28 protein-coding genes and 1 pseudogene are annotated in these 26,380 nt (G+C 57.5%); 12 read left to right on the top strand and 17 right to left on the bottom strand.

Features of this window, described 5'->3' with window-relative positions:
• Positions 1 to 40 precede the first annotated feature (40 nt).
• Entirely contained in the window at positions 41 to 796 is a 756-nt protein-coding gene (locus tag SB725_RS14570; RefSeq protein WP_410922003.1) for an ArsR/SmtB family transcription factor, read from the bottom strand.
• Positions 797 to 878: 82 nt separating this feature from the next.
• On the opposite strand from SB725_RS14570, the gene SB725_RS14565 reads away from it, so the two are divergent.
• Entirely contained in the window at positions 879 to 1,985 is a 1,107-nt protein-coding gene (locus SB725_RS14565; protein WP_059181010.1) for a cytochrome P450, read from the top strand.
• Positions 1,986 to 2,092: 107 nt separating this feature from the next.
• Here the strand turns inward: SB725_RS14565 and SB725_RS14560 are convergent, their stop codons facing one another.
• On the bottom strand, positions 2,093 to 2,977 hold the full coding sequence (locus SB725_RS14560) for a LysR family transcriptional regulator (protein ID WP_059183013.1): 885 nt from the start codon (positions 2,975 to 2,977) through the stop codon (positions 2,093 to 2,095).
• 117 nt (positions 2,978 to 3,094) lie between these two features.
• Between SB725_RS14560 and SB725_RS14555 the strand changes: the two genes are divergently transcribed.
• The 4 genes from SB725_RS14555 (at position 3,095) to SB725_RS14540 (ending at position 6,365) form a co-directional block, all read left to right on the top strand.
• On the top strand, positions 3,095 to 4,126 hold the full coding sequence (locus tag SB725_RS14555; protein WP_027923272.1) for a D-cysteine desulfhydrase family protein: 1,032 nt from the start codon (positions 3,095 to 3,097) through the stop codon (positions 4,124 to 4,126).
• A gap of 130 nt (positions 4,127 to 4,256) precedes the next feature.
• A complete protein-coding gene (locus SB725_RS14550) occupies positions 4,257 to 5,498 on the top strand; it encodes an S-type pyocin domain-containing protein (protein ID WP_410922002.1) in 1,242 nt (413 codons plus the stop codon).
• Positions 5,495 to 5,830: a hypothetical protein gene (locus SB725_RS14545; protein ID WP_059181013.1), complete on the top strand. Its 336-nt coding sequence runs from the start codon at positions 5,495 to 5,497 to the stop codon at positions 5,828 to 5,830. Before SB725_RS14550 ends, SB725_RS14545 begins: the two co-directional genes overlap by 4 nt.
• 190 nt (positions 5,831 to 6,020) lie before the next feature.
• Entirely contained in the window at positions 6,021 to 6,365 is a 345-nt protein-coding gene (locus SB725_RS14540; RefSeq protein WP_324188009.1) for a pyocin S6 family toxin immunity protein, read from the top strand.
• Between the two features lie 8 nt (positions 6,366 to 6,373).
• On the opposite strand, the gene SB725_RS14535 is transcribed toward SB725_RS14540, so the two are convergent.
• From SB725_RS14535 to SB725_RS14525, 3 genes are all read right to left on the bottom strand, one after another.
• Entirely contained in the window at positions 6,374 to 6,712 is a 339-nt protein-coding gene (locus SB725_RS14535; protein ID WP_027923268.1) for an FKBP-type peptidyl-prolyl cis-trans isomerase, read from the bottom strand.
• Positions 6,713 to 6,782: 70 nt separating this feature from the next.
• Positions 6,783 to 7,301 carry a hypothetical protein gene (locus SB725_RS14530; protein ID WP_410922000.1) on the bottom strand — a complete coding sequence of 173 codons (519 nt, stop codon included), beginning with the start codon at positions 7,299 to 7,301 and terminating at the stop codon, positions 6,783 to 6,785.
• A gap of 35 nt (positions 7,302 to 7,336) precedes the next feature.
• A complete protein-coding gene (locus SB725_RS14525; RefSeq protein ID WP_410921999.1) occupies positions 7,337 to 8,071 on the bottom strand; it encodes a hypothetical protein in 735 nt (244 codons plus the stop codon).
• A 157-nt stretch (positions 8,072 to 8,228) separates the two neighbouring features.
• On the opposite strand from SB725_RS14525, the gene SB725_RS14520 reads away from it, so the two are divergent.
• Entirely contained in the window at positions 8,229 to 9,302 is a 1,074-nt protein-coding gene (locus SB725_RS14520; RefSeq protein WP_027923265.1) for a sensor domain-containing diguanylate cyclase, read from the top strand.
• Between the two features lie 3 nt (positions 9,303 to 9,305).
• Here SB725_RS14520 and SB725_RS14515 read toward each other — a convergent pair whose 3' ends face one another.
• Entirely contained in the window at positions 9,306 to 9,614 is a 309-nt protein-coding gene (locus SB725_RS14515) for an RcnB family protein (RefSeq protein WP_027923264.1), read from the bottom strand.
• Positions 9,615 to 10,042: 428 nt separating this feature from the next.
• Between SB725_RS14515 and SB725_RS14510 the strand changes: the two genes are divergently transcribed.
• Positions 10,043 to 11,854, top strand: a complete 1,812-nt coding sequence (locus SB725_RS14510; protein ID WP_410921998.1) for a monovalent cation:proton antiporter-2 (CPA2) family protein — start codon at positions 10,043 to 10,045, stop codon at positions 11,852 to 11,854.
• Between the two features lie 131 nt (positions 11,855 to 11,985).
• Here the strand turns inward: SB725_RS14510 and SB725_RS14505 are convergent, their stop codons facing one another.
• Together SB725_RS14505 and SB725_RS14500 are read right to left on the bottom strand one after the other, a co-directional pair.
• Positions 11,986 to 12,525 (bottom strand): hypothetical protein, encoded by a 540-nt coding sequence (locus SB725_RS14505; RefSeq protein WP_027923262.1) that lies wholly within the window; start codon positions 12,523 to 12,525, stop codon positions 11,986 to 11,988.
• A 309-nt stretch (positions 12,526 to 12,834) separates the two neighbouring features.
• Positions 12,835 to 13,764, bottom strand: a complete 930-nt coding sequence (locus SB725_RS14500) for a membrane protein (RefSeq protein WP_027923261.1) — start codon at positions 13,762 to 13,764, stop codon at positions 12,835 to 12,837.
• 278 nt (positions 13,765 to 14,042) lie between these two features.
• Between SB725_RS14500 and SB725_RS14495 the strand changes: the two genes are divergently transcribed.
• Together SB725_RS14495 and SB725_RS14490 are read left to right on the top strand one after the other, a co-directional pair.
• Positions 14,043 to 14,726, top strand: coding sequence for a response regulator transcription factor (locus tag SB725_RS14495; protein ID WP_027923260.1), 684 nt, complete (start codon positions 14,043 to 14,045; stop codon positions 14,724 to 14,726).
• Entirely contained in the window at positions 14,704 to 16,101 is a 1,398-nt protein-coding gene (locus SB725_RS14490) for a sensor histidine kinase (RefSeq protein WP_194939620.1), read from the top strand. The genes SB725_RS14495 and SB725_RS14490 overlap by 23 nt, the downstream gene beginning before the upstream one ends.
• 58 nt (positions 16,102 to 16,159) lie before the next feature.
• Here SB725_RS14490 and SB725_RS14485 read toward each other — a convergent pair whose 3' ends face one another.
• Genes SB725_RS14485 through SB725_RS14475 form a run of 3 tightly spaced genes read right to left on the bottom strand, consistent with a single transcriptional unit; the run spans position 16,160 to position 18,410 of the window.
• A complete protein-coding gene (locus SB725_RS14485) occupies positions 16,160 to 16,570 on the bottom strand; it encodes an SRPBCC family protein (protein ID WP_027923258.1) in 411 nt (136 codons plus the stop codon).
• 23 nt (positions 16,571 to 16,593) lie between these two features.
• Positions 16,594 to 17,391, bottom strand: a complete 798-nt coding sequence (locus SB725_RS14480; protein ID WP_027923257.1) for an SDR family NAD(P)-dependent oxidoreductase — start codon at positions 17,389 to 17,391, stop codon at positions 16,594 to 16,596.
• A complete protein-coding gene (locus SB725_RS14475) occupies positions 17,388 to 18,410 on the bottom strand; it encodes an aldo/keto reductase (protein WP_027923256.1) in 1,023 nt (340 codons plus the stop codon). Before SB725_RS14475 ends, SB725_RS14480 begins: the two co-directional genes overlap by 4 nt.
• A gap of 117 nt (positions 18,411 to 18,527) precedes the next feature.
• Here SB725_RS14475 and SB725_RS14470 point away from each other — a divergent pair, with 117 nt between their 5' ends.
• The gene (locus tag SB725_RS14470) at positions 18,528 to 19,424 is read left to right on the top strand and encodes a LysR substrate-binding domain-containing protein (protein ID WP_027923255.1); all 897 of its coding nucleotides are present in this window, start codon (positions 18,528 to 18,530) and stop codon (positions 19,422 to 19,424) included.
• Positions 19,425 to 19,993: 569 nt separating this feature from the next.
• Here the strand turns inward: SB725_RS14470 and SB725_RS14465 are convergent.
• Together SB725_RS14465 and SB725_RS14460 are read right to left on the bottom strand one after the other, a co-directional pair.
• Complete coding sequence (locus SB725_RS14465) at positions 19,994 to 20,464, bottom strand: hypothetical protein (protein WP_410921996.1); 471 nt, start codon at positions 20,462 to 20,464, stop codon at positions 19,994 to 19,996.
• A 223-nt stretch (positions 20,465 to 20,687) separates the two neighbouring features.
• Positions 20,688 to 20,894: pseudogene (locus SB725_RS14460) on the bottom strand (transposase); the annotation flags it as partial.
• Positions 20,895 to 21,189: 295 nt separating this feature from the next.
• Here SB725_RS14460 and SB725_RS14455 point away from each other — a divergent pair.
• On the top strand, positions 21,190 to 21,417 hold the full coding sequence (locus SB725_RS14455; protein ID WP_156428495.1) for a hypothetical protein: 228 nt from the start codon (positions 21,190 to 21,192) through the stop codon (positions 21,415 to 21,417).
• 820 nt (positions 21,418 to 22,237) lie between these two features.
• On the opposite strand, the gene SB725_RS14450 is transcribed toward SB725_RS14455, so the two are convergent.
• On the bottom strand, positions 22,238 to 22,501 hold the full coding sequence (locus tag SB725_RS14450; protein ID WP_194939623.1) for a hypothetical protein: 264 nt from the start codon (positions 22,499 to 22,501) through the stop codon (positions 22,238 to 22,240).
• Between the two features lie 262 nt (positions 22,502 to 22,763).
• Positions 22,764 to 23,129, bottom strand: coding sequence for a DUF6124 family protein (locus SB725_RS14445; protein WP_194939624.1), 366 nt, complete (start codon positions 23,127 to 23,129; stop codon positions 22,764 to 22,766).
• Between the two features lie 420 nt (positions 23,130 to 23,549).
• On the opposite strand from SB725_RS14445, the gene SB725_RS14440 reads away from it, so the two are divergent.
• Positions 23,550 to 24,479, top strand: a complete 930-nt coding sequence (locus tag SB725_RS14440) for a LysR substrate-binding domain-containing protein (RefSeq protein ID WP_027925380.1) — start codon at positions 23,550 to 23,552, stop codon at positions 24,477 to 24,479.
• On the opposite strand, the gene SB725_RS14435 is transcribed toward SB725_RS14440, so the two are convergent.
• The gene (locus SB725_RS14435) at positions 24,391 to 24,987 is read right to left on the bottom strand and encodes a DinB family protein (RefSeq protein ID WP_410921995.1); all 597 of its coding nucleotides are present in this window, start codon (positions 24,985 to 24,987) and stop codon (positions 24,391 to 24,393) included. The genes SB725_RS14440 and SB725_RS14435 overlap by 89 nt on opposite strands.
• Before the next feature lie 139 nt (positions 24,988 to 25,126).
• On the bottom strand, positions 25,127 to 26,260 hold the full coding sequence (locus SB725_RS14430; RefSeq protein ID WP_410921994.1) for an NAD(P)/FAD-dependent oxidoreductase: 1,134 nt from the start codon (positions 26,258 to 26,260) through the stop codon (positions 25,127 to 25,129).
• Positions 26,261 to 26,380: the final 120 nt, after the last annotated feature.

The raw sequence follows: 26,380 nt of genomic DNA, 5'->3' as shown, positions 1-26,380 counted from the left end.
CTTTTTTTCGCCTGGAGTCAGCAACAGCCAGTCTTATAAATCAAAGACTAACAGCAATATCCTGATGTTTTTTATCAATAGAAACCGTAGATCCACTTGAAGATGGCAGCACAAGATCGAACTGCACGCCAAGTGCCTTGCGCCCTACCGCCGTCAACGTCAGCGCCCGACTGTCCAGATCCTGCGTCACCCATTTGCGCTTGATCGCCGATTGCAGCAACGCAGCTCCCAGCGAGCCGCCAAGGTGTGGCCGACGCATGCTCCAGTCCAGACACGGGCAGGCGAAACGGCGGCGCAGCGTGCTCAGGTCCTTGACTTCGATACCCAATCCTTCAAACAGCGCCTCGCCGCTGTCACTCAGCCGATACGCCTGCTCATCGGTTTCCAGCAACCAGCCTTTTTCCAGCATCCGGTCATGCAGCAACACCGCCAGCGTGCCGGCCATGTGGTCGTAGCAGGTCCGGGCGAATTGCAGGCGATCCGGCGTGCGCGAGTTGTACGCCGGCGCGCTGTTCTGGCCGATCACCATCAGCGCTTCCAGCGCCTGGGCCACGCGCTTGTCCGCCAGGCTGTAATAACGGTGGCGGCCCTGCACGTGCAGCCGCACCAGCGCCTGCTCCTTGAGCTTGGCCAAGTGTGCGCTGGCGGTTGAGGCGCTGACTTCGGCAATCGCCGCCAACTCGGTGCTGGTGCGGGCGTGGCCGTCCATCAGCGAACAGAGGATTTTCGTCCGGGCCGGCTCCGCGATGGCGGCTGCGACCTGAGAGACGCCGATGTCGTGTTGTTCTGCGTTCATATTTCGCTCCCGGACGAATCAAGGGCCTTTGGGACTGGAGATAGTAGCAACACTTTCCCCACCCCGAACAAGGCTGCGACCCATGGACCCGATCATCGCTGCGACTCATGCCGACCCTTATCCCTATTACGCGCAATTGCGTGCCCAAGGAGGTCTGATGTTTCACACCGGACTGAACCTGTGGGTGGCCAGCAGCGCCCGAACAGTCGCCGCCGTGCTGGCCCATCCTGATTGCCATGTCCGCCCTTGCGCTGAACCGGTGCCCAAGGCGATTGCCGGTGGCATGGCGGGCAAGGTGTTCGGGCAGTTGATGCGGATGAATGAAGGCGAACGGCAGCGTTGCCCGAGGTCGGCGATTGAGCCGGGGCTGGGGTTGATTGATCGGGATGAAGCCAATGCGCTGGTGGCCGCGCGATTGATCACGCCGGACGCCGACGGCTTGTACAACGCCATGTTTCGCGGGCCGGTGTGCGTGGTGGCAGCGTTGTTGGGGTTCACCCCGGCTCAGGGGCGGATGCTCAGTGCGCTGACGGCGGAGTTCGTGGCGTGCCTGTCACCGCTGAGCAACCAGGCGCAACTCGACGCTGCACAGGCGGCCGCTGAGCATTTACAGGGTTACTTCGTTGAATTGCTGGATGACCCGGACAATAAAAGCGCGCTGCTCGCCGGGATTCGCGGGCGCTTCAGCGGTGACCACGAAACGCTGATTGCCAATCTGATCGGCTTGTTTTCCCAGACTTTCGAGGCCACTGCAGGGCTGATCGGCAATGCGCTGTTGGCGGTGATGCGAAATCCATTGCTACACGAGGCGCGGGTGGATGATCTGATTGCCGAAACCCAGCGTTTTGACCCGTCGGTACAGAATACACGGCGGTTTGTGGCGGCACCGTGTGAAATCGAGGGCGTGAGCCTTCAATCGGGCGATGTGATTTTGCTGCTGTTGGCGTCGGCCAATCGCGATCCGCAGTTAAATGATCGTCCAGACGAGTTTCTACTGGATCGCCCGCAGCGTCGCAGTTTTACCTTTGGCGCGGGGCGGCATCAGTGTCCGGGGCAAGTGTTGGCGTTGGGGATTGCCAGTGCGACGTTGCGGGAAATTCTGCTGCACCGGTCTGCGCTCGGGCGGTTGGCCTGGGCGTATCGGCCTTCGCTGAATGGGCGGATTCCGGTGTTTCGTGACCTGGCTTAAGTCCAAGTTATCGTTCATCGCGAGCAGGCTCACTCCTACAAGGAATTTGTGAACACTGGAGATCCCCTGTAGGAGTGAGCCTGCTCGCGATGGCGTTCTAAGAACCACTACATCACCAAGCGCCCCACCACAAACTCCACAAACGCCTTCAACTTGGGCAATGACTTCCTCGACCGCGGATACACCATCTGTACCGGCTTGGGCGGCGGACCATAGTCCTCCATGATCCGCACCAGTTCCCCCTTGACCAACGCCGCCGCCACCAAAAAATCCGGCTGCATCAAGATCCCCTCCCCAGCCACCGCCGCTTGCAACAACACCTGCCCGTCATTGCTCTTCAACACCGCACCTTCCGGCCAGGGCACCTCGCTGGCGCCGTTGCGCAGCGGCCAGGCAAACCGGTTGTTCCACGAGGTATGCGTGAGAATCCGATGCCGATGCAGGTCTTCGGGGGACTTGGGTTCCTGCCATTTTTGCAGGTAACCGGGTGATGCACAGATGACCATGCGATACGGCGGCAAGGGCTTGGCCAACAGATTGACCCCAATGAGCTCAGAAATCCTGAAGGCCAGGTCGAACGACGTTTCGTACAGATCCACCACTTCATTGCTCAAGATCAGCTCAACCTGAATCTGCGGATAAAGCTGCATGAACTCCGCCACCAACGGGCCGACCAACGACACGCCCAGGCTCATTGGCGCGGTGATTCGCAACAGCCCACTGGGCTCAGGGTTCGACGCTTCGACCCGACTGAACGCGTACTTCACCTGTTCCAGCGCCAGCTTGGCCTCGTCATAAAACAGCCGCCCCTCGGCCGTGATCGATTGCCGCCGCGTGGTGCGCTGAATCAGCTTGGTGTTGAGGGTTTTCTCCAGGCCCTGGATATGCCGCCCAACCATCACCGCCGACATGCCGACTGCATGGGCCGCATCGGCGAAGCTGCCCGCCTCGACCACCGCGACGAAGACTTCCATTTGCCTGAGTTTGCTCATGAACATGCCTTGCATTAAATACATCAGGTTAAAGGAGTAATAACCGGCGATGCGTTTATCCGTCGGGGTTTTCTCCCTAGAGTCGCGGTCATAACACTGAACAACGAGGCGTCATTGATGCAAACCCTACTGGACACGTCACTGAGTTCTTTTACCCGCGCCGACCTTCTGCAAAGCCCGACACCGATCCAGCGCGCCGAACGCCTCGAACAGCAACTGGGTTTGAAGGCGCAAGGCATCGGCCTGTTTCTCAAGCGCGATGATCACATGCTGATCGGCGACGGTGGCAACAAACTGCGCAAACTCGAATTTCATCTGGGCGCAGCGCTGTCAGCCGGGGTCGACACCATCATCACCATCGGCGGCCTCCAATCCAACCATGCGCGCCTGACCGCTGCCGTGTGCGCTCGTCTCGGGATTGCCTGCGAACTGATCCTGACCCGTTCGGTGCCCAAAACGGAAGTGGACTACGAACTCAACGGCAACGTCCTGCTCGACCAGCTGTTTGGCGCCGCCCTCCGCGTGTTGGCCGGCGGCAGCGATTCGCTGGCTGAAGCCGAGAAGCGTGCCGAACAGCTACGGCTTGAAGGACACAAGGTGCTGGTGATTCCCACGGGAGGCTCGACACCCTTGGGCAGTCTTGGCTATGCGCGCTGCGCGGCGGAGATCGCGCAACAGGAACGCGAACTCGGCCTCACCTTCAACCAGGTCGTGGTGCCCAACGGCAGCGCCGGCACCCACGCCGGTCTTGCGGCGGGGTTTGAGCTGTTGGAACGAGGGACTTCGCTGGTGAAGTCGTACTCGGTGTTGTCCGACAGAGAGTCGTCAGCGGCCCGAACCCGGCAATTGACCCAGGAGGTATTGGCGTTGCTGGGGAGCAGCGCGGTTGTTCAGGCTTCGGATATTGTTATCGACGGCAGTCAGTTGGGCGACGGTTACGGCCTGCCGACGCCCGCCATGCAGGAGGCGGTGCGCTTGATGGCTCGGGCTGAAGGGTTGCTGATTGACCCGGTGTATTCCGGCAAGGCATTTGCCGGGTTAGTGGCCGATCTCCGGCATGGGCGCTTCCAACGCGGGGACAATGTGTTGTTTGTGATGACTGGCGGTACACCAGGGTTGTATGCGTATCGGGAGACGTTTCAGGGTTGAGGGTTAGTCATCATTTGTAACAGAGCACCGACTTGTTACAACGGCCTTAGTTTCAGACCCGTCCTACATCTATCAAGTGTCCATTGCTATAGCGTTCGCATCGCTTTTAAAGGATGAAACATGGACGCTCATGGCTCGTAAAACAGACATCCCTCGGGTTCAAAACCCTCCGTCCGGCGACCGGCATCATGTCACCAGCCGCTACATGACCCCCGCCGAACTGGCAGAGCGGGACGCCAGGCAAAAATCTTATGACGACATGTTGGCCCGACAACAGGAATTTGAAGACCGTCTCCTCAGGCAACCCCAACACCAGGATCACCCCGACGTCATAGGTTGCGTGTTCGCCAAAAGCTGCAATCTTCCCGACGGCGTGATCAACCATTACAATCCCGCCGGGTTTGTCCCTGTTGAGAAATTGACCGACTACGGAGAGTTTTCCTTATTAGGTGGCCGCGATACCGATACAGCGGGGAACATACCTCTCAAAAAAATCAGCGGCAGCGCACTACCTGCTGAACTGGGAACGCTTCTTCTTGGTCGGGCAGGTTCTGTCGCTACAGTGACAAATACTGCTAGTAGTGCGGCTGCAGTAACGGGCAGTGTTGCAGCCGGTGCCTTGCTGGGAATGGTTGCACTGCTGTGGCCATCGAATCTCGGCGACAGCTCCCTGTACACGGAAGAACAGCTCAAGTCGCTTAAAGAAGGACGTACACGTGTTCGACTTCATCTTGAACAACAAGCCGATGGCACGCTGAAAGGATACGGATACAACACCCAGAAACGCAGCGATTGGGAGTTGATTCCTGTCATACAGTTCGTAGCAGAAGGCGCCCGACAAGTTGCCGACTTTGGCGACGGGACAACACTGATTTGGACGCCCGCCGTCGACCCGTCCAACACATCAGCAATTCCACCGCTAGAGGCAGCCCCACAAGCCCCGCACATCTGGATTTATCCGCCTACAGAACAGGCAGATAACATCATCGTTAACCCGATTTATCCGCCTGAATACAGGGATTTCATTCTCGTATTCCCGGCCGATTCTGGTATCAAGCCTCTCTATATTGTATTGGCGCTGGAATTCGATGCAGCTAGCTACCATGGCAAGACGGATACCCCGGTCAAAAGTAAAGGTCCCTCCAACGGACAAGAAGCGCTGGAGAACTCAGTTCAGGTAAAGCCTACATCGCCACGCAGAATCGGCATCGATTCAGGGGCGAATGAGTTTGTAGTCTTTGACCGTACAGGAGGAGACCTCTACCACAGCCACGTCAGGCCATGGGATAAACTCCATCAAGATATGAAAAATGCTCTGATGAAAGCTAGGAAGGTAGACAACAAGGGCAAAATTCCGGGAGTGAAAAAGTGAGCCTTCTTTATCAAGATCCATCAGTAAGCCACGATGAAGCTGTGAGACTTCTTGCCAGCGACGTGGACGCGAATGTTATTGCGGCATTGATTTCCATCGGTCTGAACGAAGAAAACAGAATCTGGGCTCAGAGCATTTGCCTGAAATATCTCGTCAGTGAAAACGAGTCAGTTACAGCATCCGCTATCACCGCTCTCGGCCACATTGCTCGCCGTCATGGCGAAGTGGACAGAGAAACGGTGTTGCCAGCACTCGAAAAGGTGAAGCACAAGTTCCCTTCCCTGGACGGGGTTGTTGAGGACACGCTTGACGATATTGACGTATTCACCTGACCCACCGGGAGAACGAAGGGACAACCATTGAGGTTTTCCTCACTTGAGCTCAGAGCATCGCAACAGGCTGAGCTATGGAGAGGAGCTTCATCTGAAACAATGACAATAAATTCAGAACAGTCCTACATCTATCAATTGCCCATTGAGATAGCGTTCGCATCGCTTCTAAAGGATGAAACAAGGACCACCCATGGCTCGCGAAACAGACATGTCTCAGATTCAAAATCCACCGTTCAACGATGGGTACCGCGCCTGCAACAACCACGGCCACCCGAAAACCACTCAGGAGCCCTTTCATTTTTTTTGGATCAGCGGATTTTTAAAAGGTGATCAGGAGGGTGACTTTCTAATATACGAACTCACCGTTCCGCCCGAGTCAGAAGTCGTGATACTGGGCGTACTGGGCTGGAAGAACCTTGATCAAAGCGAGGACGGGGACTGTTTACTGACGGCCGGGCAGGTCCAACAAATCGCCATAGCGCTCAATGAGCAGCTCCCGACTGAGTTGGACCTTTTCATAGGATTGCGGGGGTAGGTTTTCAGTCAATCATCCCGCGTCAGCACTTCCAGCAATTCAATCTCGAAAATCAGGTTCGAATTCGGCGTGATCGCTCCCATCGAACGTTCGCCATACGCCAGATGTGCAGGCACCAGCAGCTTGCGCTTGCCGCCGACTTGCATCCCCATGATTCCCTGATCCCAGCCTTTGATAACCCGGCCCGTGCCAATCACACACTGAAAAGGTTTGCCACGGCTGTAGGAAGAGTCGAATTCCGTGCCGTCTTCCAGCCAGCCACGGTATTGAGTGGTGATCAGCGCGCCTTTGACGGCGGCTTTGCCATCGCCTGGCTGGAGGTCGATGATTTGCAGTTCGTTATTCATGACGGTGTTTATCTGTTTGCAGAATTCGAGGGTCGTGGTTTTCCCAGAAAATCAACTTGTTGGCAACCGTTCAGGTGCCTTTATCGGGGTGGGTCAACATTTCCACGACTTTTTTGTCTTCCTTCTGCTTCGCATCGACCGCGAAGTCTTTGCCGAAGATCGCTTCTGGAAGGATCCACTTGCCTGTACTGCTTTTCTTGTCAGTCACAATGCCGATCTGGTCGCCTTTGGTGAAATCAAACCAATGCAGATCCGGGAACTGTTTCAAATCTAGGGTCTGGACCGTATTGCCCTCCATCACTTCAATTTTTTTGGCGGTCGGGTCCACGCTGACCACCTCCAGCGGTGAGCGAGTGATCAACGAGGGCGCCATGACAACGATGACATTGTTGTCACACCGCTGGCTCGTCGGCTGGATCTTGCCGTCCGCCGAACTATGGGGAAATTTTGCGCAATCAACAAAAATGCCCGAATGGTCCACAGTTTCATTGCCCAGGTACTGATCGCCACTGGGCATCATCAAGATCTGTTCGCCCTGCGCCGCACCCACAAACAGAGCGAGTGTCAGGGCAATTTTCCATCTGGTCATAGCGCACCTGCCATTAGTCCAGTCCCGCGTGGTGACTACAGGAACTCGTCTAAAAACAATGTCCTGGTAACACGCGGCATATTGGGCACATCCATTTCAACGTAAATCACCTGCTGCTTCGGCACTTGGTACACCGTGCCAAATGAATCGTAACGTTGCGGCTGCTTATCGGTTTTCATCAGCACCTTTTGAATCAGCACGTAGTACGTCTCGTCCGTTTCAATCAGCAGCACGGCTTCTTTAATCCCGCCATCCTTGCTAACGGTGGCCGTCGACAACTCAGTCGGAAAGTTCTTCGCCTGCTTTTCTTCGAAGTGCAGGCGAATCGGGTGCAATACACCGCCATCGCGGACTTGCTGGGCCTGTAACGTACCGAGGTACTCGGCCATGACAGACGTGGCCCAAAGTCCCAAGACCAAAAAAAGTGCGAATAGCGCTTTGTGCAAAAAATGCCGAAACAGCCTGTGGTCCGAAGACCAGCCGCCGTTAAGCGCAACATAGAGGATGGCACCGCCGCCCAGAATGAGGGGGATCCAGGCCCCGAACTGTTTCACCGCAGTCCAGGCAAACGCCAGATAGAAATAGAGCGAGATATCCAGCGATACCAGCGGTATGCCGAACGTCTTGAAGTAATAAAACAAATGCAGCCAGGAATAGAAAAACAGATAGGCCGCAAACAGCAGCGTTGGCCCACCAAAGTGCGCCGACAACTGTGAACTCTCCGGCACAGGCGGTGGGGGCGTCGGGCCAGACGGGTTGACTTGAGTCATGCTGAGGATCTCCTGGCTGACGGATGATCACGAAGCAGATGGCGTGCACAGAAAGTCTAGCGCTCGTTAGACAGAAAGCGACTGCAACCCAACAGCGCGGTGAACTAACATAAGCACCAACGTATCCCTCGGTTTAATGCCCAATGACGATCCCTGAATGAATCTGGTCTGGACCAGCGCAGCCGTCGGCTCAGTCATGTTTGCCCTGCTCATCGCGATGATCTGTCGCGTGCGCTCGCTGAAACAGCAATTGGCCGAGAGTCGTGCGCTGATCGCCAGCCTGGCCGAGGGACCGTCCGTGCGCCAGGACGGCGATGCCGAACGCTTCAAACGCAGCCAATACTTCGCCCGCATCGGCACCTGGGACTGGGACGTCGACACCGAAAAGCTCTACTGGTCGGATGCGATCTACGGCATGTTCGGCTTCAAGATCGGCGAAGTGACGCCCTCCTACGCCCTGTTTTGCGCCTGCGTTCACCCGGAGGACCGCGCCAGCGTGCGGGCCGGGGAGCTGCGCTGCCTGGAAACCGGCGAAAACCATGACGAGGAATACCGCGTCGTCTGGCCCGACGGCAGTATTCACTGGCTGCGAGAGACCGGCAATGTGGTCAAGAACGACCACGACGCCACCATCAAGATGATGGGCGTGGTGCGCGACATCACCGAGGAAAAAGCCTCCGCCAGTTACCTCCAGCACCTGGCTCACTACGACCCGTTGACCGGCCTGCCCAATCGCCTGGTGCTGGAAGAACGGTTGTCCGAGGCATTGGAACAGGCGCGTATCGGCGCGACCCGGGTGGCGTTGGTGTTTGTCGACCTCAACGGTTTCAAGGCCATCAACGATCACTACGGCCATGCGGCCGGCGATCGCGTCCTGATCACCACTGCCACACGCCTGAAGAAAATCCTGCGCTCAACCGACACCGTCGCCCGGATCGGTGGTGACGAATTCGTGGTCATCCTTCAAGGGTTGCCCAAAGGCATCAACCTGCAGGATGAAGCGCGCAGCATCTGCCAGAAAATCTTCGTCGAACTGTCACCGCCCATCACCATCGGCAACGACCAGCGCCACATCGGCACCAGCCTCGGTGTCGCGGTGTACCCGGACCACGCGCCGAGCATGGACCGGCTGATTCATATTGCGGACCTGGCGATGTATGAGGCCAAGCGCAGTGGCAATAATCAGTATCGGTTGGGCGGCGAAAGCCCGGTGCGGGCTCACAGCCAATAGGCTCTAACGCTCCACCGGCGTGATGTCCACAATCGTCCCGTTGGTGATCATCACCATCATGTACTTGTCATTGATCTGCACCCACTGCGCCTGATCCTTTGGGGCTTTCAGGCCTTTGGCCTGCCAATTGCCGAGGGCTTTTTCGCTGCGTTGGTAGATGTCCGGGGCGCGGTCGCCGACCACCAGTTCACGGGAGTTGTTGACGCCGGGCTGAACGGTTTTCTGAGGGGACTCGGCCGCCTGAACGATGGGGTTGATACCGGCAACGCCGGCGGCAATGGTCAGGGCGGCGATGAGCGTTTTGCGGTTCATGGTGATCCTCCAGTCATGTTATGGCACCTGAACTCCGACTGTGCTCGCTATGAATCATTCCATACCGTTGCGATGAATCTGTGCCGGACTTGTACCGGGAGGCGCGCCTCGGGTCGGCGTAGGCTGCGTGAAGACACTCAGGATTTATTGCCATGCACATTGCCATCTGACCTTTGACGGTTTTAACGAACTGGATTCCCTGATCGCCTACGGGGGGATGGGGCATATCAGGGCGTTTATCGGATTGCCCGGTTGCCCGACCGACCACTATCGCGAGCAGGCTCACGCCTACAGGGAATACGCGGTCGACTGTAGGAGTGAGCCTGCTCGCGATAGCGGAATTCACGGTTTGTCGGCCAACACCGCTGACGCATCCCGCCGCACCCTTTATCCTTGGCGCTCCGCCGTATCGAGTGTTGGAGTAAGCCATGCCCCATGAAGGCAACCTGTTGCAAGCCGCTGTCGTGTTTCTGTTCGCAGCGGTGCTCACCGTGCCCTTGGCCAAGCGCCTGCAACTGGGAGCCGTGCTGGGTTATCTGTTTGCCGGCGTCCTCATCGGGCCGTCGGTGCTGGGGCTGATCGGTAATCCGCAAAGCGTCAGCCATATTTCTGAACTCGGCGTGGTGTTGCTGCTGTTCATCATTGGTCTGGAGCTGTCGCCGCGACGCCTGTGGGTGATGCGCAAATCGGTGTTCGGCGTGGGCCTGGCGCAGGTGTTGTTGACCGGTTCAGTGATCGGTGTGCTGGCGCTGCTCGTCTTCGGCCAGCCGCTGAACAGCGCCATCGTGCTCGGCCTTGGCCTTGCCCTGTCGTCCACTGCGTTTGGCTTGCAAAGCCTGGCCGAGCGCAAGGAACTGACCAGCCCCCACGGTCGACTGGCGTTTGCAATTCTGCTGTTTCAGGACATCGCTGCCATTCCGCTGATTGCCATGGTCCCGCTGCTGGCCGGGGGTGATCACACCTCCACCGCCGCGGAAGATTTGAATCACGGTTTGCGGGTATTGGGCAGCATTGCGGTGGTAGTCATCGGTGGACGCTATCTGTTGCGTCCGGTGTTTCGCATCGTCGCCAAAACCCGTTTGCCCGAGGTGTCCACCGCCACGGCGTTGCTGGTGGTGATCGGCACGGCATGGCTGATGGACCTGGTCGGCGTGTCCATGGCGCTCGGCGCTTTTCTCGCCGGGTTGCTGCTGGCGGACTCTGAATACCGGCATGAACTGGAAGCGCAGATCGAGCCGTTCAAAGGCCTGCTGCTGGGGCTGTTCTTCATCAGCGTTGGCATGGGCGCCAACCTCAGCCTGCTGCTCAGCGCCCCGCTTGCGGTCCTGGGGCTGACCCTGCTGCTGATCGCAATCAAATTGCCGCTGCTGTTTGTGGTCGGCCGATTGGCCGGCGGCCTTGGCAAAGTCAGTGCGCTGCGCCTGGGCATCGTGCTGGCGGCCAGCGGTGAGTTCGCGTTTGTGGTGTTCAAGATTGGCCGTGATCAAGGCCTGTTCGAGCCGCACCTGTACGATTTGCTGGTGCTGACCATCACCCTGTCCATGGCGGTGACACCGCTGTTGTTGCTGCTGTGCGCCCGGTTGTATTCACCCAAGGTGCAGCCCGTCGTGGTGCCGGAAAAATTCCGCGACATCGACACCGATGCGCCACGCGTGGTGATCGCCGGCATGGGCCGGATGGGTCAGATCGTTGCGCGGATTCTGCGGGCGCAGAACATCAAGTTTGTGGCGCTCGATACGTCGGTGGAAACCATCGAACTGTCCCGCAGTTTCGGCGGCGTACCGGTGTTCTATGGCGACCCGATGCGCCCGGAGATTCTCAGCGCAGCCAAGGTCGAACAGGCGGAATACTTCATCATCGCCACCGATGACCCGGACACCAACATCAAGACCGCCGAGGTGGTGCACCGGTTGTACCCGCACATCAAAATCATCGCTCGCGCACGTAACCGTCAGCATGTGCATCGCCTGGTGGACCTGGGGGCGGAAGCGATTCGTGAAACCTATTATTCGAGCCTGGAAATGAGCCGGCGCACGCTGATTGGCCTGGGGCTGACCCAGGCACAGGCCGATGCGCGGATCAAACGGTTCAAGCATCACGATGAACAGGTGCTGGAGGCGCAGCACGCGGTGTATGACGATGCGGCGAAGGTGTTGCAGACGGCGCAGGAAGCGCGGGCGGAACTGGCTAAATTGTTTGAGTCGGATCAGTTGGAGGAGCAGGAAGCGGGCAAGGCTTAAGTGGTGTGGCGGCAGGTATGCCGCCATCGCGGGCAAGCCACGCTCCCACAGTAAACTGCATTCCCCTGTGGGAGCGTGGCTTGCCCGCGATGAACGATAACGCGGTGCAATGCCTGGCCCCCACCCGAGCATCAGTTGGAAAACACAAACTGCCCCTTAACCTTTTTCGACCCGACAAACCCCAGGTCCGGGAACAGCAGCGCCTTCAACCAGGCAACATAAAACACCATGGCCAACGTGATCACCACACCCACCACCGTCATCACCGGATCTTCCTCATACCCCTGAAACATCCGCCCGATCTGGCTGACGGTCAGAATCATGTAAAGGGTGTAGACCTGCGCCGAGTTCTTGTAGAAACCCCAGGCAAACGCCAGCGGCACCAGCGCCGCAAACAGGGTGAAAAACACCACGGCACCGGGGCCGATCATCGAACCCAGATAGAATCCGGTGACGGCCCCCAACAAGGCCTGAAGGCAGGTCAGTGCGAGCAGAATGTTGACCTTGAGCGAGTGTTTTTCCCGCAACGCCGGATCCGGCCTGGCGCCGATCCAGTAAGCCAGCACCCGGTCCTTGACCACGCCACCGGAGAACGCCTTGAACGTCGCGGTTTTGGAGTGCCCGGCGTCGAGCGCCGCCATCAGTTGCCGCTTGATTTCCTTTTTGTCCAACGCACGTCTCCCCTTCTTAAAACAACCCAAATCAAAACTTGTAGGAGTGAGCCTGCTCGCGATAGCGGAGTGTCAGTCGCTGCAAACAGTGAACGTTACATCGCTATCGCGAGCAGGCTCACTCCTACAGGCCGAGGCATCTTCGCTTTATTGGGGGCCACAAAGCAAAACGCCGCTTCCACCAGAGGCGGAAGCGGCAGAGGCATGAGCCTCAGCGGATCAATGCATGAACAGGGCGATCAGGATAATGATCGGGATCGGCACGCCAAGAAAGAACAGCAGTAATGAACGCATGATGATTCTCCCGGGTTAGCGGACAGGGGTGGTGGTGACGTAAGTATCGGTTTCCACGTACACAACGGCGTCCCGACGACGACCACCAAAAGTGGCGGCAAGGCTGGCAAAAAACGCGCCGATCAGCAGTGCGATGAACATCCACAGCGACGTCCAGGCGGCGACTTTCGCGGCTTTGTCAGCGGCTTGCTGGGCAGCCAGTTTGGCGTCGGCCACGGCTTTTTGCGTACGGGCATAGACTTCATCGACACGACGTTCGGCGTCGGCCTGAGTCAGGTTGGTGCGTTGGGCGACCATTTGTGCGAGGTAAGTCCGGTCTTCGGCACTCAAGCCGTTGTTGCCCAAGCTGCGCACAAATATGCGCGTTACGGTGCCACGCGCGGCGTCATCGCTGACGGCGGCCGGACGATCGTCACGGAACAGGCTGTCGACGAAATAGCCGTACTGATCGCTATTGGTATTGGCAGCAGCGGTGCCGGCGGCTTGAGTGGCCGCACTGGCTGCCCCGCCGACCATATTGGCCCCGGCTTGCAGGCCGCCACTGATAACACTGCTGACCGAGCCGACCACCAGGGTCGCGGTCACCAGCGTCGCCACGCACCAGGCGAGGAAGCCATGGGCGGTATCACGGAAATACACTTCATCCCCGTGCAGGTAGGCCCACTTGACCCGCAAGCGACCGGCAATGTAACCGCCGGCCCCGGCCGCCAGAATTTGCGTCACCGCCAGCCACACGATGGTTGAAATGCCCAGCCCCTTGGCACTCACACCTTCATTGGCCCACGGCGACACCGCCGAAAAACCCAGGCCGAAACCGAGCAGCACCAGAATCAGCGACAACGCTGCCGCCGCAGCGGCCCCGGCGAAGATCGCCCCCCAGGACACACCCGAGAGCGTGCTCGTTTCTTCTGCGACGGGATAGAAACCATCAGAAGATCTATTCATTGTTGTATCGCTCCAGGCAGGAAAGATGGTGTTACAACTCTTCAAATGCACCATTGCAGTCAGCGTGCCAGTCACGATTTCTAAATTTTTCTTCTATTTTCAATAACCTATAAAGATTGAACTTCCTTTTCTCATGCAATTTGCAAGGAATGCCTCAACCCAGCGGGTTTTCTGCATTGATCAAAATATTCAGTGCATGAAGTTTTATTTAGAAAGACTCCGATCATTTCTTGGCAAAATGCTGCACATCATTGAGAACCGCTAATCAGGCCAGCCCTATGACCCGCATCTTGACTATCGAAGACGACGCCGTGACCGCCCGGGAAATCGTCGCCGAACTGAGCAGCCACGGCCTCGATGTCGACTGGGTCGACAATGGCCGCGAAGGCCTCGAGCGTGCGGTCAGTGGTGACTATGACCTGATCACCCTCGACCGCATGCTGCCGGAGCTCGATGGCCTGGCGATTGTCACCACGCTGCGGACCATGGGCGTGGCCACGCCGATCCTGATGATCAGCGCCCTCTCCGACGTCGATGAGCGCGTGCGGGGGTTGCGCGCCGGCGGTGACGACTACCTGACCAAGCCATTCGCCACCGATGAAATGGCCGCCCGCGTTGAAGTATTGCTGCGCCGCCAGAACACGGTGACCGCTCAGGCCACGACGTTGCGAGTGGCCGACCTGGAACTCAACCTGATCAGCCATGAAGCCAGCCGCGGCGGCCTGTTGCTGACCCTATTGCCGACCGAATACAAATTGCTCGAATTCCTGATGCGCAACACCGGGCAGATTCTGTCGCGTATGATGATTTTCGAAGAAGTCTGGGGCTACCACTTCGACCCCGGCACCAACCTGATCGACGTGCACATCGGCCGTCTGCGCAAGAAAATCGACCCACAAGGCCAGGCCCCACTGATTCGGACCGTGCGAGGCTCGGGTTATGTCATTGCCGAACCCGTCTAAAGGCTGGCGCTCTTCCAGCAGCCGCTTGCTGGCGCTCTACAGTTCGCTGTTCGTGATCTGGAGCGCGATCCTGATGGGCGTCATGTACTACGAAGTGTCCGCTTACCTCGACAACCTGGCCAAGCACTCGCTGATGCAACGCCAGCATCTGTTTTCGCGCTTCCAGGGCGAGCAACTGGTGGACGCCCTCGCCGTCAGCATGACCTTCGACATCCGTGGCATCGACGCCTACGGCCTGTTCGATCACCAGCATCGCTACCTCAGCGGCGCCCTGCGTTTTATCCCCGAAGACTTGCCGCTGGACGGCAAGATTCACATGCTCAAGGATTGTTCCGACTCCGACGACCCGATCCTGCCCGCCGACAGTTGCGACGCGGTAGCGACCCAGACCCGCGACGGTCGCTGGCTGGTGCTGGTGCGTGACAACGGTTCGTTGTTCGCCGTCACCCGGATCATCCTTCATGCGTTGTTCTGGGGCGTGACCTTGACGATCATTCCCGGCATCGCCGGTTGGCACCTGTTGCGCCGACGCCCCCTGCGGCGCATCCGCGCGATCCAGGCCAGTGCCGAAGCCATCATCGCCGGGGATTTGACCCGGCGCCTGCCCTTGTCCAATCGACGCGATGAACTGGACATGCTCGCCACGATCGTCAACGCCATGCTCGAACGCATCGAGCGCTTGATGCACGAGGTCAAGGGAGTCTGCGACAACATCGCCCACGACCTGCGCACCCCGCTGACACGCCTGCGGGCGCAGCTGTACCGGATTCAGCAGCAGGCCGCAGATGACTCGACGCTGGCTGTGCAACTGGATTCAGTGCTCGGTGAAGCGGACACCTTGATGGCACGTTTTCGCGGGTTACTGCGGATTTCCGAACTGGAAGATCGCCAGCGCCGCTCGGGTTTCGTGCAACTGGACCCGGTGCCCTTGCTGCAAGAGCTGCACGATTTCTACCTGCCACTGGCGGAAGAAGGCGAACTGGTTTTCAAGCTGCAATTGCCGGCGTCGCTGCCAGCGCTTAATGGGGATCGGGCGTTGTTGTTCGAAGCCGTGGCGAATCTGCTGAGCAACTCGATCAAGTTCACACCGCCGGGGGGCGAGGTGATTTTGCGTGGGGTGAGTGAAGGCGGGTTTACGCGGATCGAAGTGCTGGATTCCGGCCCCGGGATTGCGGAGGCCGAGCGCGAAGCAGTGTTTCAGCGGTTCTATCGCGCCGAGGGTGGAAATCAGAAAAGCGGGTTTGGTTTGGGATTGTCGATTGTGGCGGCGATTGCCGGTTTGCATGGGTTTGCGCTGGAGGTGGGTAGCAGCGAACTCGGTGGCGCGCGGTTGGTGCTGGATTGCAAAAACCCGGCCCTGACACAACCTCTGTAGCAGCTGCCGAACGCAGCCTCGCAGGCTCGACAGCTGCTACAAGGTTTAAGCGTACTGACTAAGCCGGGTAGTTGGCCCGCAACGCCTGCAGCCCACCCTGATAAATCCCGTCGAACAACGCCACCACTTCCTCCTCACTCACCCCCACAGGCGTAAACCGACCCGACCACGTCACCCGAGCCCCCTGCCCCTGCGCTTCAACCTTGATCGTCGCCAGATACGCAGTAGCCGGAAATGGCGCCTGCTCAATCGAATAGCTGTACGTCTTGCCGGCGTTATCAAACGCCTCAAGCCGCTCAACGATCACCGCGCCATCCGCGGTTTTCAGGCTGCGCACCCGCCCGCCTTCGCTCAGTTCGCTTTGCGGAATGAACGGCAGCCAGTCTGGCAGCGAGTTGAAGTCGCCGATCAATTGCCACACTTCGTCGGCCGAAGCCGGGATCTCAATAGTCGCTGATGCAGTTGCCATGTATTCCTCTCTGTTAAAAAAAATCAGATTGCCATGCTGTCGACAACACCGCCATCAACGCGCAATGCCGCGCCGGTGGTGGCCGAGGACAGCGGGGAAGCAATGTAGGCCACCAGGTTCGCCACCTCCTCGACATCCGCCACACGCTGGATGATCGACGTCGGCCGCGCCTTGCGCACAAACGCATCGGCTTCTTCGCGTATACCCCGACCGGAGGCGGCGGTGGCGTCCTTGAGCATTTGCTCCAGGCCATCGGTGAGCGTCGGGCCGGGCAGGATCGCATTGACTGTCACACCGGTGCCCGCCAGCCGTTTGGCCAGGCCATGGGAGACTGCCAGGTTGGCGCTTTTGGTCACGCCATAGTTGAGCATGTCAGCCGGGATCGAGATGCCGGATTCCGAGGACACGAAGATCACCCGGCCCCAACCCTGCTTGACCATGTCCGGCACGTAATGCCGGGACAGACGCACGCCGGAGATCACGTTGACCTCATAAAAGCGTGTCCACTCGCTGTCTGGCGTGTCGAAAAAATCCACGTCGTTAAAGATGCCGAGGTTGTTCACCAAAATGTCCGCACGCGGTTCGGCGGCGAACAGCACCTCGGCGCCTTCGGCAGTGCCCAGGTCCGCGGTCAGGCCACGCAACTGCGCGCCCGGCACGCGCTGACGAATGCTCGCCAGTGCCTGTTCGACCTTGGCCGTCTCCCGGCCGATCACCACCACCGTGGCGCCGGACTCGGCCAACGCCTTGCTGATGCCCAGGCCAATGCCCGCGGTGCTGCCGCTGACAATGGCGAGTTTTCCACTCAGATCAATCTTCATGCTCTAACTCCTGTGATCGGCAATGGCGCGCGCTCGGAGATCAGTTTTGCCTCACGCATCGCCTGCCAGAACGCGGCGGGAATGACCGCCGACAGCGCGGCAACGTCTTCAGCAATACGCTCCGGACGGCTGGAACCTGGAATCACCGCCGCCACCGCCGGGTTGGCCAACGAGAACTGCAAGGCCGCTGCTTTTATGTCGACACCGTGCGCGGCGGCGATGCGTTTGATGTGCTCGACTTTGTTGATAATCGCCGGGTTGGCTTTCTGGTATTCGAAGTGCGTACCGCCGGCCAGAATGCCCGAGCTGTAAGGACCACCGACCACGATCTCGACGTTCTGCGCCAGGGCTGCGTCCATCAGGCGTTGCAACGCGCGGTCGTGGTCGAGAAGAGTGTAGCGACCCGCCAGCAGAAAACCGTCCGGTTGTGCTTCGGTCAGATCAAGGGTCAGTTCGCACGGCTCGACCTTGTTCACGCCCAGGCCCCAGCCCTTGATCACGCCTTCTTCGCGCAAGCGGGTCAGTACTTTGAACGCGCCGGTGCGGGCCTGGTTGAAGTACTCCAGCCATTGATCGCCGTAGAAATCCTGCGCGATGTCATGCACCCAGACGATGTCCAGACGGTCGGTTTGCAGACGCTTGAGGCTGTCCTCGATGGAGCGCATCGTCGCGTCGGCGCTGTAGTCGTTGACGATCTTGTTCGGGAGGCCGTGCTCGAACACCCCGCTCTTCTCGCCCAGGTCACGGGCCGCCGTGTCTTCGACTACATCCAGAATGACCCGGCCGACTTTGCTACTCAGCACATAGTCGTCACGGTTGTATCGGGACAGCGCGGCGCCCAAACGGATTTCCGACAGACCCGAACCATAGAACGGCGCGGTGTCGAAGTAACGCACGCCGGCATCCCAGGCGGCGTGCACGGTAGCGAGCGCCTCATCTTCAGGAATGGCGCGGAACATGTTGCCCAAGGGGGCGGTGCCGAAACCCAGCGCGCCGGGCAGTTTGTCTTTCAAGCTCATGATTCAATCCTCGTCAGTTTCAGTGGCCAGTGGCCTGACCGTTGAGCAGATCCTAGATTGCGACGGTCGGACCGTCCAAGACATAATGTGCAGCACTTGAGTCCCCAGAGGTCTGACATGATCGACATCCGCCAATTGCGCTACTTCGTCGCCGTCGCCGAAGAAGAACACGTCGGTCGCGCCGCCGAACGCCTGCACATTTCCCAGTCACCGCTGAGCCGGCAAATCGCCCAACTCGAAGAACGCCTGGGGCTGACCCTGTTCGAACGCAGCCAACAACGCATTCGCCTGACCCGCGACGGCCAGACCTTCCTCGCCGAAACCCGCGCCCTGCTGACCCACGCCAGTCGCCTGGAATCCCTCGGCAAACGCCTCGGTCGCGGTGAAGAAGGCGGTTTGTGCGTCGGTTACATCGAAAACGCCATGCACGCCGGCGTGTTGCCAAATGCCCTGCGTGTGTTGCGGGTCGAGCGGCCGAACGTGCATGTCGCGCTGTACAACCTGCGCTCTACTGAACAGCTTGAAGGCCTGCGCCAGCGCAGCCTCGACATCGCACTGGTCAGCGAACCACCGGCCAAAAACGATCCGGATCTGCTGGGCTTTCAAGTGCTGGACGACCCGATGCTGCTGGCATTGCCTGAGCATCATCCATTGGCCAACCAGACGACATTGACCCCGGCCGACCTCGCCGATCAAGAGTGGATCGGCGTGCAGCACCACCAGAATGTCAGTAACCGCGAAGACTTCGTCAGCGCCTGCATTCGCGCCGGCTTCACCCCGGACATCCGCATGGAAGCCACCGGCCCCTTCACTGCCATGGCCCTGGTGGCCTCGGGACTGGGCATTGCGATGATTCAGAAAGGCTTGAGCCGCAATGCACCGCCGGGTGTGGTGCTGCGGGAAGTGCCGTGGATTGCCCTCACCCGCCCCCTGTGGGCGGCGTGGCACCGGATCAATTTGCGGCCGTTGGTGGAGACGTTCCGCAAGGTATTGACTGAGGCGCCGCCCGCCTGAGCCGACATGATCTGTATCTGACACACCGTAATCGCGAGCAGGCTCACTCCTACAATTGTTCTGTGTTGATCACAAATAGTGAGTCCACAAAAATCCCTGTGGGAGTGAGCCTGCTCGCGATGAGGCCCGAACAAACACTGCAAAATTCAAGGTCAACTTGACCAGTGTGGCGAGGGAGCTTGCTCCCGTTCGGCTACGCAGTAGTCGTAAAACCTTTGCCGCGGCGTGCCTGATAGAACGCGTCACCAGTGAGTGGGGCCGCTGCGCTGCCCACCGGGAGCAAGCTCCCTCGCCACAGGACCTCGCCTCGCCGTAGATCAGCGTTAGCTTTGTGGATCGACTTTATCCAGCATGCGGTTCACCGCCAGTTCGCCCGACATCATGGAATGCGGAATGCCTGGCAGGGATTGTGTAGCCTCGCAGAGTGTCTGGAGATGTGTGTTAAACATCGCTGTTTAATGGCTAATCCCGGATTGATGCTTTACTTAATAAACTTCAAACGACAGAGATAAATAAATGCGTTCCCTTTTCCAGCTATCCCCTTTTCCAGCTATTTTCCAGCTGTTTTATTATTTTTTGCTGGCATTGTATAAACCGCTTAAAAAATCTTTATATGAGTAAAGATTGCCTTCTCCGTCCAGGTAAATTCCATTTTTTAAATCGTTTAAAATTGTAAAGGCGTAATTTTTATCGTCTAAGAGTGTCGAACCTTCTGGGAATCGGTGCGAGTAGGTGCTGTTTTTCTGGCTGATTATATGGTCTACGCAGTTTTCTTCTGAAAGAATGAATGATCGATTTAGAGGAATCCCTCGTTTTACCCGAGTATCTCCTATCGCTGCTATGGCAGCATCTATAGCAGTGATTGCAATATCTATTTTCTCGCCTGATGTCGCTGGGTAGGCACCAGTTAATACATCAGTCCACCTTAAATCGCGCACAGAAGCTTCGTCAAATTTTGGATTGATTTCGAAGGACTCATTGCCCGACATGATATTAGTTCCGAGGACAAGGTCAATCCGGTCGTTTTTTTTATCTGTCACGATAGGCTCCAATTATAAGGAGATAATTAGGTCTTGTTGCCTTTCTGGCGGAAAATAGACGCGCAAGAAAAGTTGATCACTCATACGACTTATTCTTTTGCTACGTAAATAAATATAGAACTGCATGTACGAATTGGCACCTGTAACAAATAACAGTTTTTAAGAATTTTTGGCTATAGGTTTTAGCAAAAAGGTGACAGGCCTGAAGGCACTTACTTAACACGGTAATCGCTGAGATGAGGCTGGGGGAGACTTCTGTGCCGTACATCTCCTCCAGGTGCCCCTGAATTTCCCGCACGGTCATGCCTCGGGCGTACAGCGAGATGACTTTGTCGTCGAAGCCCGTCCAGTGTGTCTGGTGTTTGGAGACGAGTTGGGGTTCGAACATGCCCTGGCGGTCACGGGGAATCTCCAACGGTAGCTCGCAAAAGTTCCGCGCTGATCGCACTGAATCACCGCGAGGTGAATCCAGAACAGCCCGCCATCTCCCCCATCCTGCTGCGTACAACCCAGATTAACTTTATTAATGTTCCTGGCGTCAGGAAAACCACATACTTTAATTTGGCTATCTCAGATATTACAAAACACCATAAAAACTGTCACTTATTACAGTTAAATACTGAATTTAAACACGCTAAAGTCATCATCACGGTTCGCAATTTAGCCTCGTGCTGAACCATCAGGAACCGGCTCCTAAATTAACCCTCAATCGATGAGGTAATACCATGCCAAACTTTACAGGAACGGTTGAGTCTTTCCGTGAGTCCAATCCGACTCCAAACCCTCATATCGACACCACGATTTATTCCATTACGATCATCCCTGATGACGGTGGGAAAGCCATAAGCATTACAGAAAGTCGGAAAGGACGAACTTATAACAAGGGACAAAAAATAACTTACTCTGGCACCCTGGGCCCCAAAGGCGAAATGCTCTACAGCATCCATCATTGATATTCTAATCTTAAGAAAAAGCAAACATTGAGAACGAGCTTGAATTAAATCATCCTTATTAACCGCCGTATATGCGCGACCTGCGGGCCCAACAAGGCATAACAGCAATAAGGAAGCGGAATCATTTATTCCTAATTACTGTGACATACAAAAAAAACGACAAAAAAGGCGACAGACCTGTTTACCAAATAGATCTGTCACCTTTTAACTAGTGAGTCCAGAAAAATCCCTGTGGGAGTGAGCCTGCTCGCGATGAGGCCCGAACAAACACTGCAAAATTCAAGGTCAACTTGACCAGTGTGGCGAGGGAGCTTGCTCCCGTTCGGCTACGCAGTAGTCGTAAAACCTTTGCCGCGGCGTGCCTGATAGAACGCGTCACCAGTGAGTGGGGCCGCTGCGCTGCCCACCGGGAGCAAGCTCCCTCGCCACAGGACCTCGCCTCGCCTTAGATCAGCGTTAGCTTTGTGGATCGACTTTATCCAGCATGCGGTTCACCGCCAGTTCGCCCGACATCATGGAATGCGGAATGCCTGGCAGGGATTGTGTAGCCTCGCAGAGAAACATCGCTGTTTAATGGCTAATCCCGGATTGATGCTTTACTTAATAAACTTCAAACGACAAAAAAGGTGGCAGATCTATTTGCTAGATATATCTACCACCTTCTTAGTCTACGACTTGGAGACTACGTTGACACGCATTGGATACGTATGAAGGACGTGGTGGAACAATTCAGCGCCAAAACGCGCGAGTTAAAGGCGTCGTTCAATAACACACTGGACTGCGAGCCAGCGTGTTTTCAAACGCAAGCCATTACACTTAGCTAGCTCGTACGACCACCATTTTTATAGTTATCCCAAATCCATTGAGGGGTGTCATCCCCAGGAGGCTTCGGAGTGTAAGTCGGCGGCTCGACGGCACGTTTCCCACTGGGAATTTCTATCAGAAGATCATTATAGCGTTGTTCGGAGTCTACATTTCGTTCTATAACAACTGCCATAGCCGCATTCATATCCCAGACATCTATGCGCTCATCATAAACAATACTACAAGCCAACATATCGTCAAGCTTTCTATCAATCGCCATAACAACCTCCACAATTATTAAAGTAAGCTGCCATGCAAAGTTAAATCAAACTCAAAATATCAACACCTGCGATAAATGACAGTAATTAAGAACAGTTTGCTATTAACGTTATTACTTTTCGCCTCAAAAAAAGGATTGTAGGGGCTCGCTTCTGCGTGGGAGTGCCTCAAGGGACGCTCCGCGCTCCAGCTTCAGAAGGACGCGGAGCGTCCCGGGCTGCATTCCCACGCAGAGCGTGGGAACGATCAGTGCAGTAGTGGCATTAGCCATGCGGGTCGACGTTATCCAGCATCCGATTCACCGCCAGTTCGCCCAACATCACGGAGTTTTGAATGCCCAGCAGGGTATGGCGCTGAGTGCCGTTCAACTGCCCGGCGAAGTCGCTCAACATCACACTCGCTGACACCAATGTCTCGCAGGCGTTGACCAGCAGGGTTTCGTGATCGGTGTCGTGCCCTACAAAGTAGAGGGTACTGGGTTTACGCGGGGTGTCTTTGGGGATGACCGGTTTGAGGTAGTAGTCGAGGGCGCGGTCGGCGGCGGTGTTGAGCTTTTTGGAATCGGCGGATTCGTAGGGGGAAACGTCGTCGGTGTCGGTTTCTGGCGGGTTGGGTGTGATCTTGAACATAGTGAAACTCCTACAATCAATGGAGCCACCTGAACCTGTCGCTAAACAAGAAAGGGTGGCGGCTGTACACAGGTTAGCGAACCGGGTGTAGGCGCCCGGCAGACCCGAAGGTCTCCCGCGCACAGCCGCCATGACATCAATCGCAGAGATGAACATTCTGCAAGAGAGTTTGGAGCGCTGTTGCGCCTACAAAGGTTCGGGTCGCTAAACCCGATCGCTGATTTGTCAGCGACCCGCAAACGATAGAGTCCCGGCCCAAGGCGCACAAGCCGGCGGATTCTGGCGCAGTCGTAGGCAATGGCGCAAGGTTGTGTAGCCTCGCAGAGTGTCTGGAGATGTGTGTTAAACATCGCCGTTTAATGACCCTCTCAGGTTTGATGCTTTACTGAACAGACCCTCAAAATCCTGCGAGCCTCCAACATGAACCGCAACGACCTGCGCCGTGTGGACATGAACCTGCTGGTGATTTTCGAAACCCTGATGTTCGAGAAAAACCTCACCCGCGCCGGGGAGAAGCTGTTCCTCGGCCAACCCGCCGTCAGCGCCTCACTGGCCAAATTGCGCGACTTGTTCGACGACCCGCTGTTGGTGCGCAACGGCCGTACGCTGGAGCCGACCCTGCGCGCCTTGGCGATCCTCAAGGAACTGCAACCGGCGATGGACACCATTTCCGGCGCGGTCAGCCGGGCCAAGGATTTCGACCCGTCCACCAGCCGTGATGTGTTTCGCATCGGCCTGTCCGACGACGCTGAGTTCGGCTTGTTTCCGCCGTTGCTCAAGCAGATTCGCGAGGAAGCGCAGAACGTCGTGGTAGTGGTGCGGCGGGTGAATTTTCTGCTGATGTCGTCGATGCTCGCCAGCGGCGAGATTTCTGTCGGGATCAGTTACACCACGGAACTGCCAGCCAACGCCAAGCGCAAGAAATTGCGCGACTTGAGCGTAAAAATCCTGCGCGGCGACGACCGCCCCGGTGTTCTGACACTGGATGAATTCTGCGAAAGACCTCATGCGCTGGTGTCGTTTTCCGGGGACTTGACCGGGGCCATCGATAACGACTTGGCGCGCATCGGTCGTTCGCGGCGGGTAGTGCTGGCGGTGCCGCAGTTTGCCGGATTGCGCTCATTACTGGCCGGCACCGATTTGCTCGCCTCGGTGCCGGATTATGCCGCGTGTGCGCTGATCGAAGGCAGCAGCCAGTTGCGGGCCGACGACCCGCCGTTTGATATCGTGCTGTCCGAACTGTCCATGGTCTGGAACGGCGTCAACGATAACGACCCGGCAGAACGCTGGTTGCGCTCGAAAATTGCACAGTACATGGCGGCTCCACTGCCGGGGCATGCGGCGACTTAAAAGCGGTCGGCTGGGTTTCGCGCAGGTACACCGGCAAGTCCGTGACCGGTGGCATGGCCGGGATTTCGAAGTACATCTGGATCACCCAGCCACGGTGATAGCTGGCGTGGTTGACCACGTGCATCAGTATCGCGCCAGCGCTCATGGTGCCGCTTTCGCCAGAGACAAACGTGAATTCAACGGGTTTATCCAGCGACGTTTCGGTCTGGCTTTCGCTCCAGTCGCAATACCAGTGATCAATCTCCCGTTGCGCCATGCGCAGTTCGGCAAGGTCGGCGTGCAACAGATCATGCGACGTTTTGAAGCCGTGGCCTCGGCCTTCGAGGTGGGCCTGCCAGATGCAGTCCACGACGTAGATGTGGTTCAGGGTGCCGATCATGTTCTTGAACACCGACACGCGATCTTTACTGACCTCACCCGCCGGCAATGTGGCCAGGCTGTCAAAGAGGCGCTGGTCGGCCCAGTTTTTGTAATCGGCAAGCATGCGGGCAGTGCGTACGTTGATCATCAGAGGTCTCCCATGGTGATGGGCGCACTGCAAAGCATAGCCCTCATGGCTCCGGGCATCGCAACGACTGATAACCGGCACCTGCGCTTCGTGCCCCGTTGTAGCATCTGACGAGCACCGCGAGGCTGCGTTCGGCTCGTCAGCTGCTACGGGTTTGCGTAAGGCGCTGCACCACCCGCTCGGCCAGTGCCAGGCAACTGGTCAGGCCCGGTGACTCGATGCCGAACAGGTTCACCAGTCCCGGCACGCCATGTTCGGCCGGACCGCTGATGATGAAATCCGCTGCAGGTTCGGTCGGACCGGTGATTTTCGGGCGAATGCCGCTGTAGGCCGGTTGCAGGCCGTTATCGGGAAGACCGGGCCAGTAACGGCGGATCGCCTCGTAAAATCCATCGGCGCGGCGCGAGTCCACGCGGTAATCGACCTGATCGACCCATTCGACGTCCGGCCCGAAACGTGCCTGGCCGCCGAGGTCGAGGGTCATGTGCACGCCAAGCCCGGCACTTTCCGGCGCCGGATAGACCAGATGCCGGAACGGCGCGCGGCCGCTGAAACTGAAATAACTGCCCTTGCACAATCGGGCCACTGGAACGTGCTGCGAGGGCAACCCTTTGATCCGGCTCGCCACGTCAGGCGCTGAAAGCCCGGCGCAATTGATCAACTCACGGCAACTCAGGGGCATGGGTTGCGCACCGCCGATGACCAGATCAAAACCGTGTGCCTTACAACGAGCGGATTCCAGCGGTGTATGAAAGGCAATCGACATCCCGCTGGCTTCCCCATCCGCCTGAAGCGCGAGCATCAACGCATGGGAATCGACAATTCCCGTAGAAGGTGACCAGAGCGCGGCGACGCAGGACAGTGCCGGTTCAAGCGCTCGGGCCTGCGCTGCATCCAGCCACTGCAAATCATCGACGCCATTCCGTCGCCCTTGTTCCAACAATGCCCGCAACGCCGCGCACTGGTTGTCATCGGTGGCCACGACCAGCTTGCCCAGGCGCTGATAATCAACCCCGCGCGCATCGCAGAAGGCATACAACCGTTGCTTGCCTTCAACGCACAACTGCGCCTTGAGGCTACCGGTCGGGTAGTAAATACCGGCGTGAATCACCTCCGAGTTGCGCGAGCTGATGCCCACGCCAATCCCCTCGCCGGCTTCGATCAGGATCACTTCCCGCCCGGTCCCAGCCAGCGCCCTGGCAACCGCCAGCCCGACCACGCCGGCCCCAACCACTACGCAGTCGGTATCGATGCTCGATTGTCCTGTGCTCATTTTCAAACCGGCCCTCGCTGCACGCCTTCACATGAATGACAACTTACTGTCATTTGGCTGAACTCAATAATCAAATGTGCAACTTTTCCATTTAATACACTATTAATCGGGCCTTTAAGG

It is taken from the genome of Pseudomonas sp. SIMBA_041, assembly GCF_046535095.1.
Taxonomy (GTDB): domain Bacteria; phylum Pseudomonadota; class Gammaproteobacteria; order Pseudomonadales; family Pseudomonadaceae; genus Aquipseudomonas; species Aquipseudomonas mucoides.
Note: the sequence above shows the minus strand (reverse complement) of the source record. Positions and strands in the feature narration are given on the sequence as shown.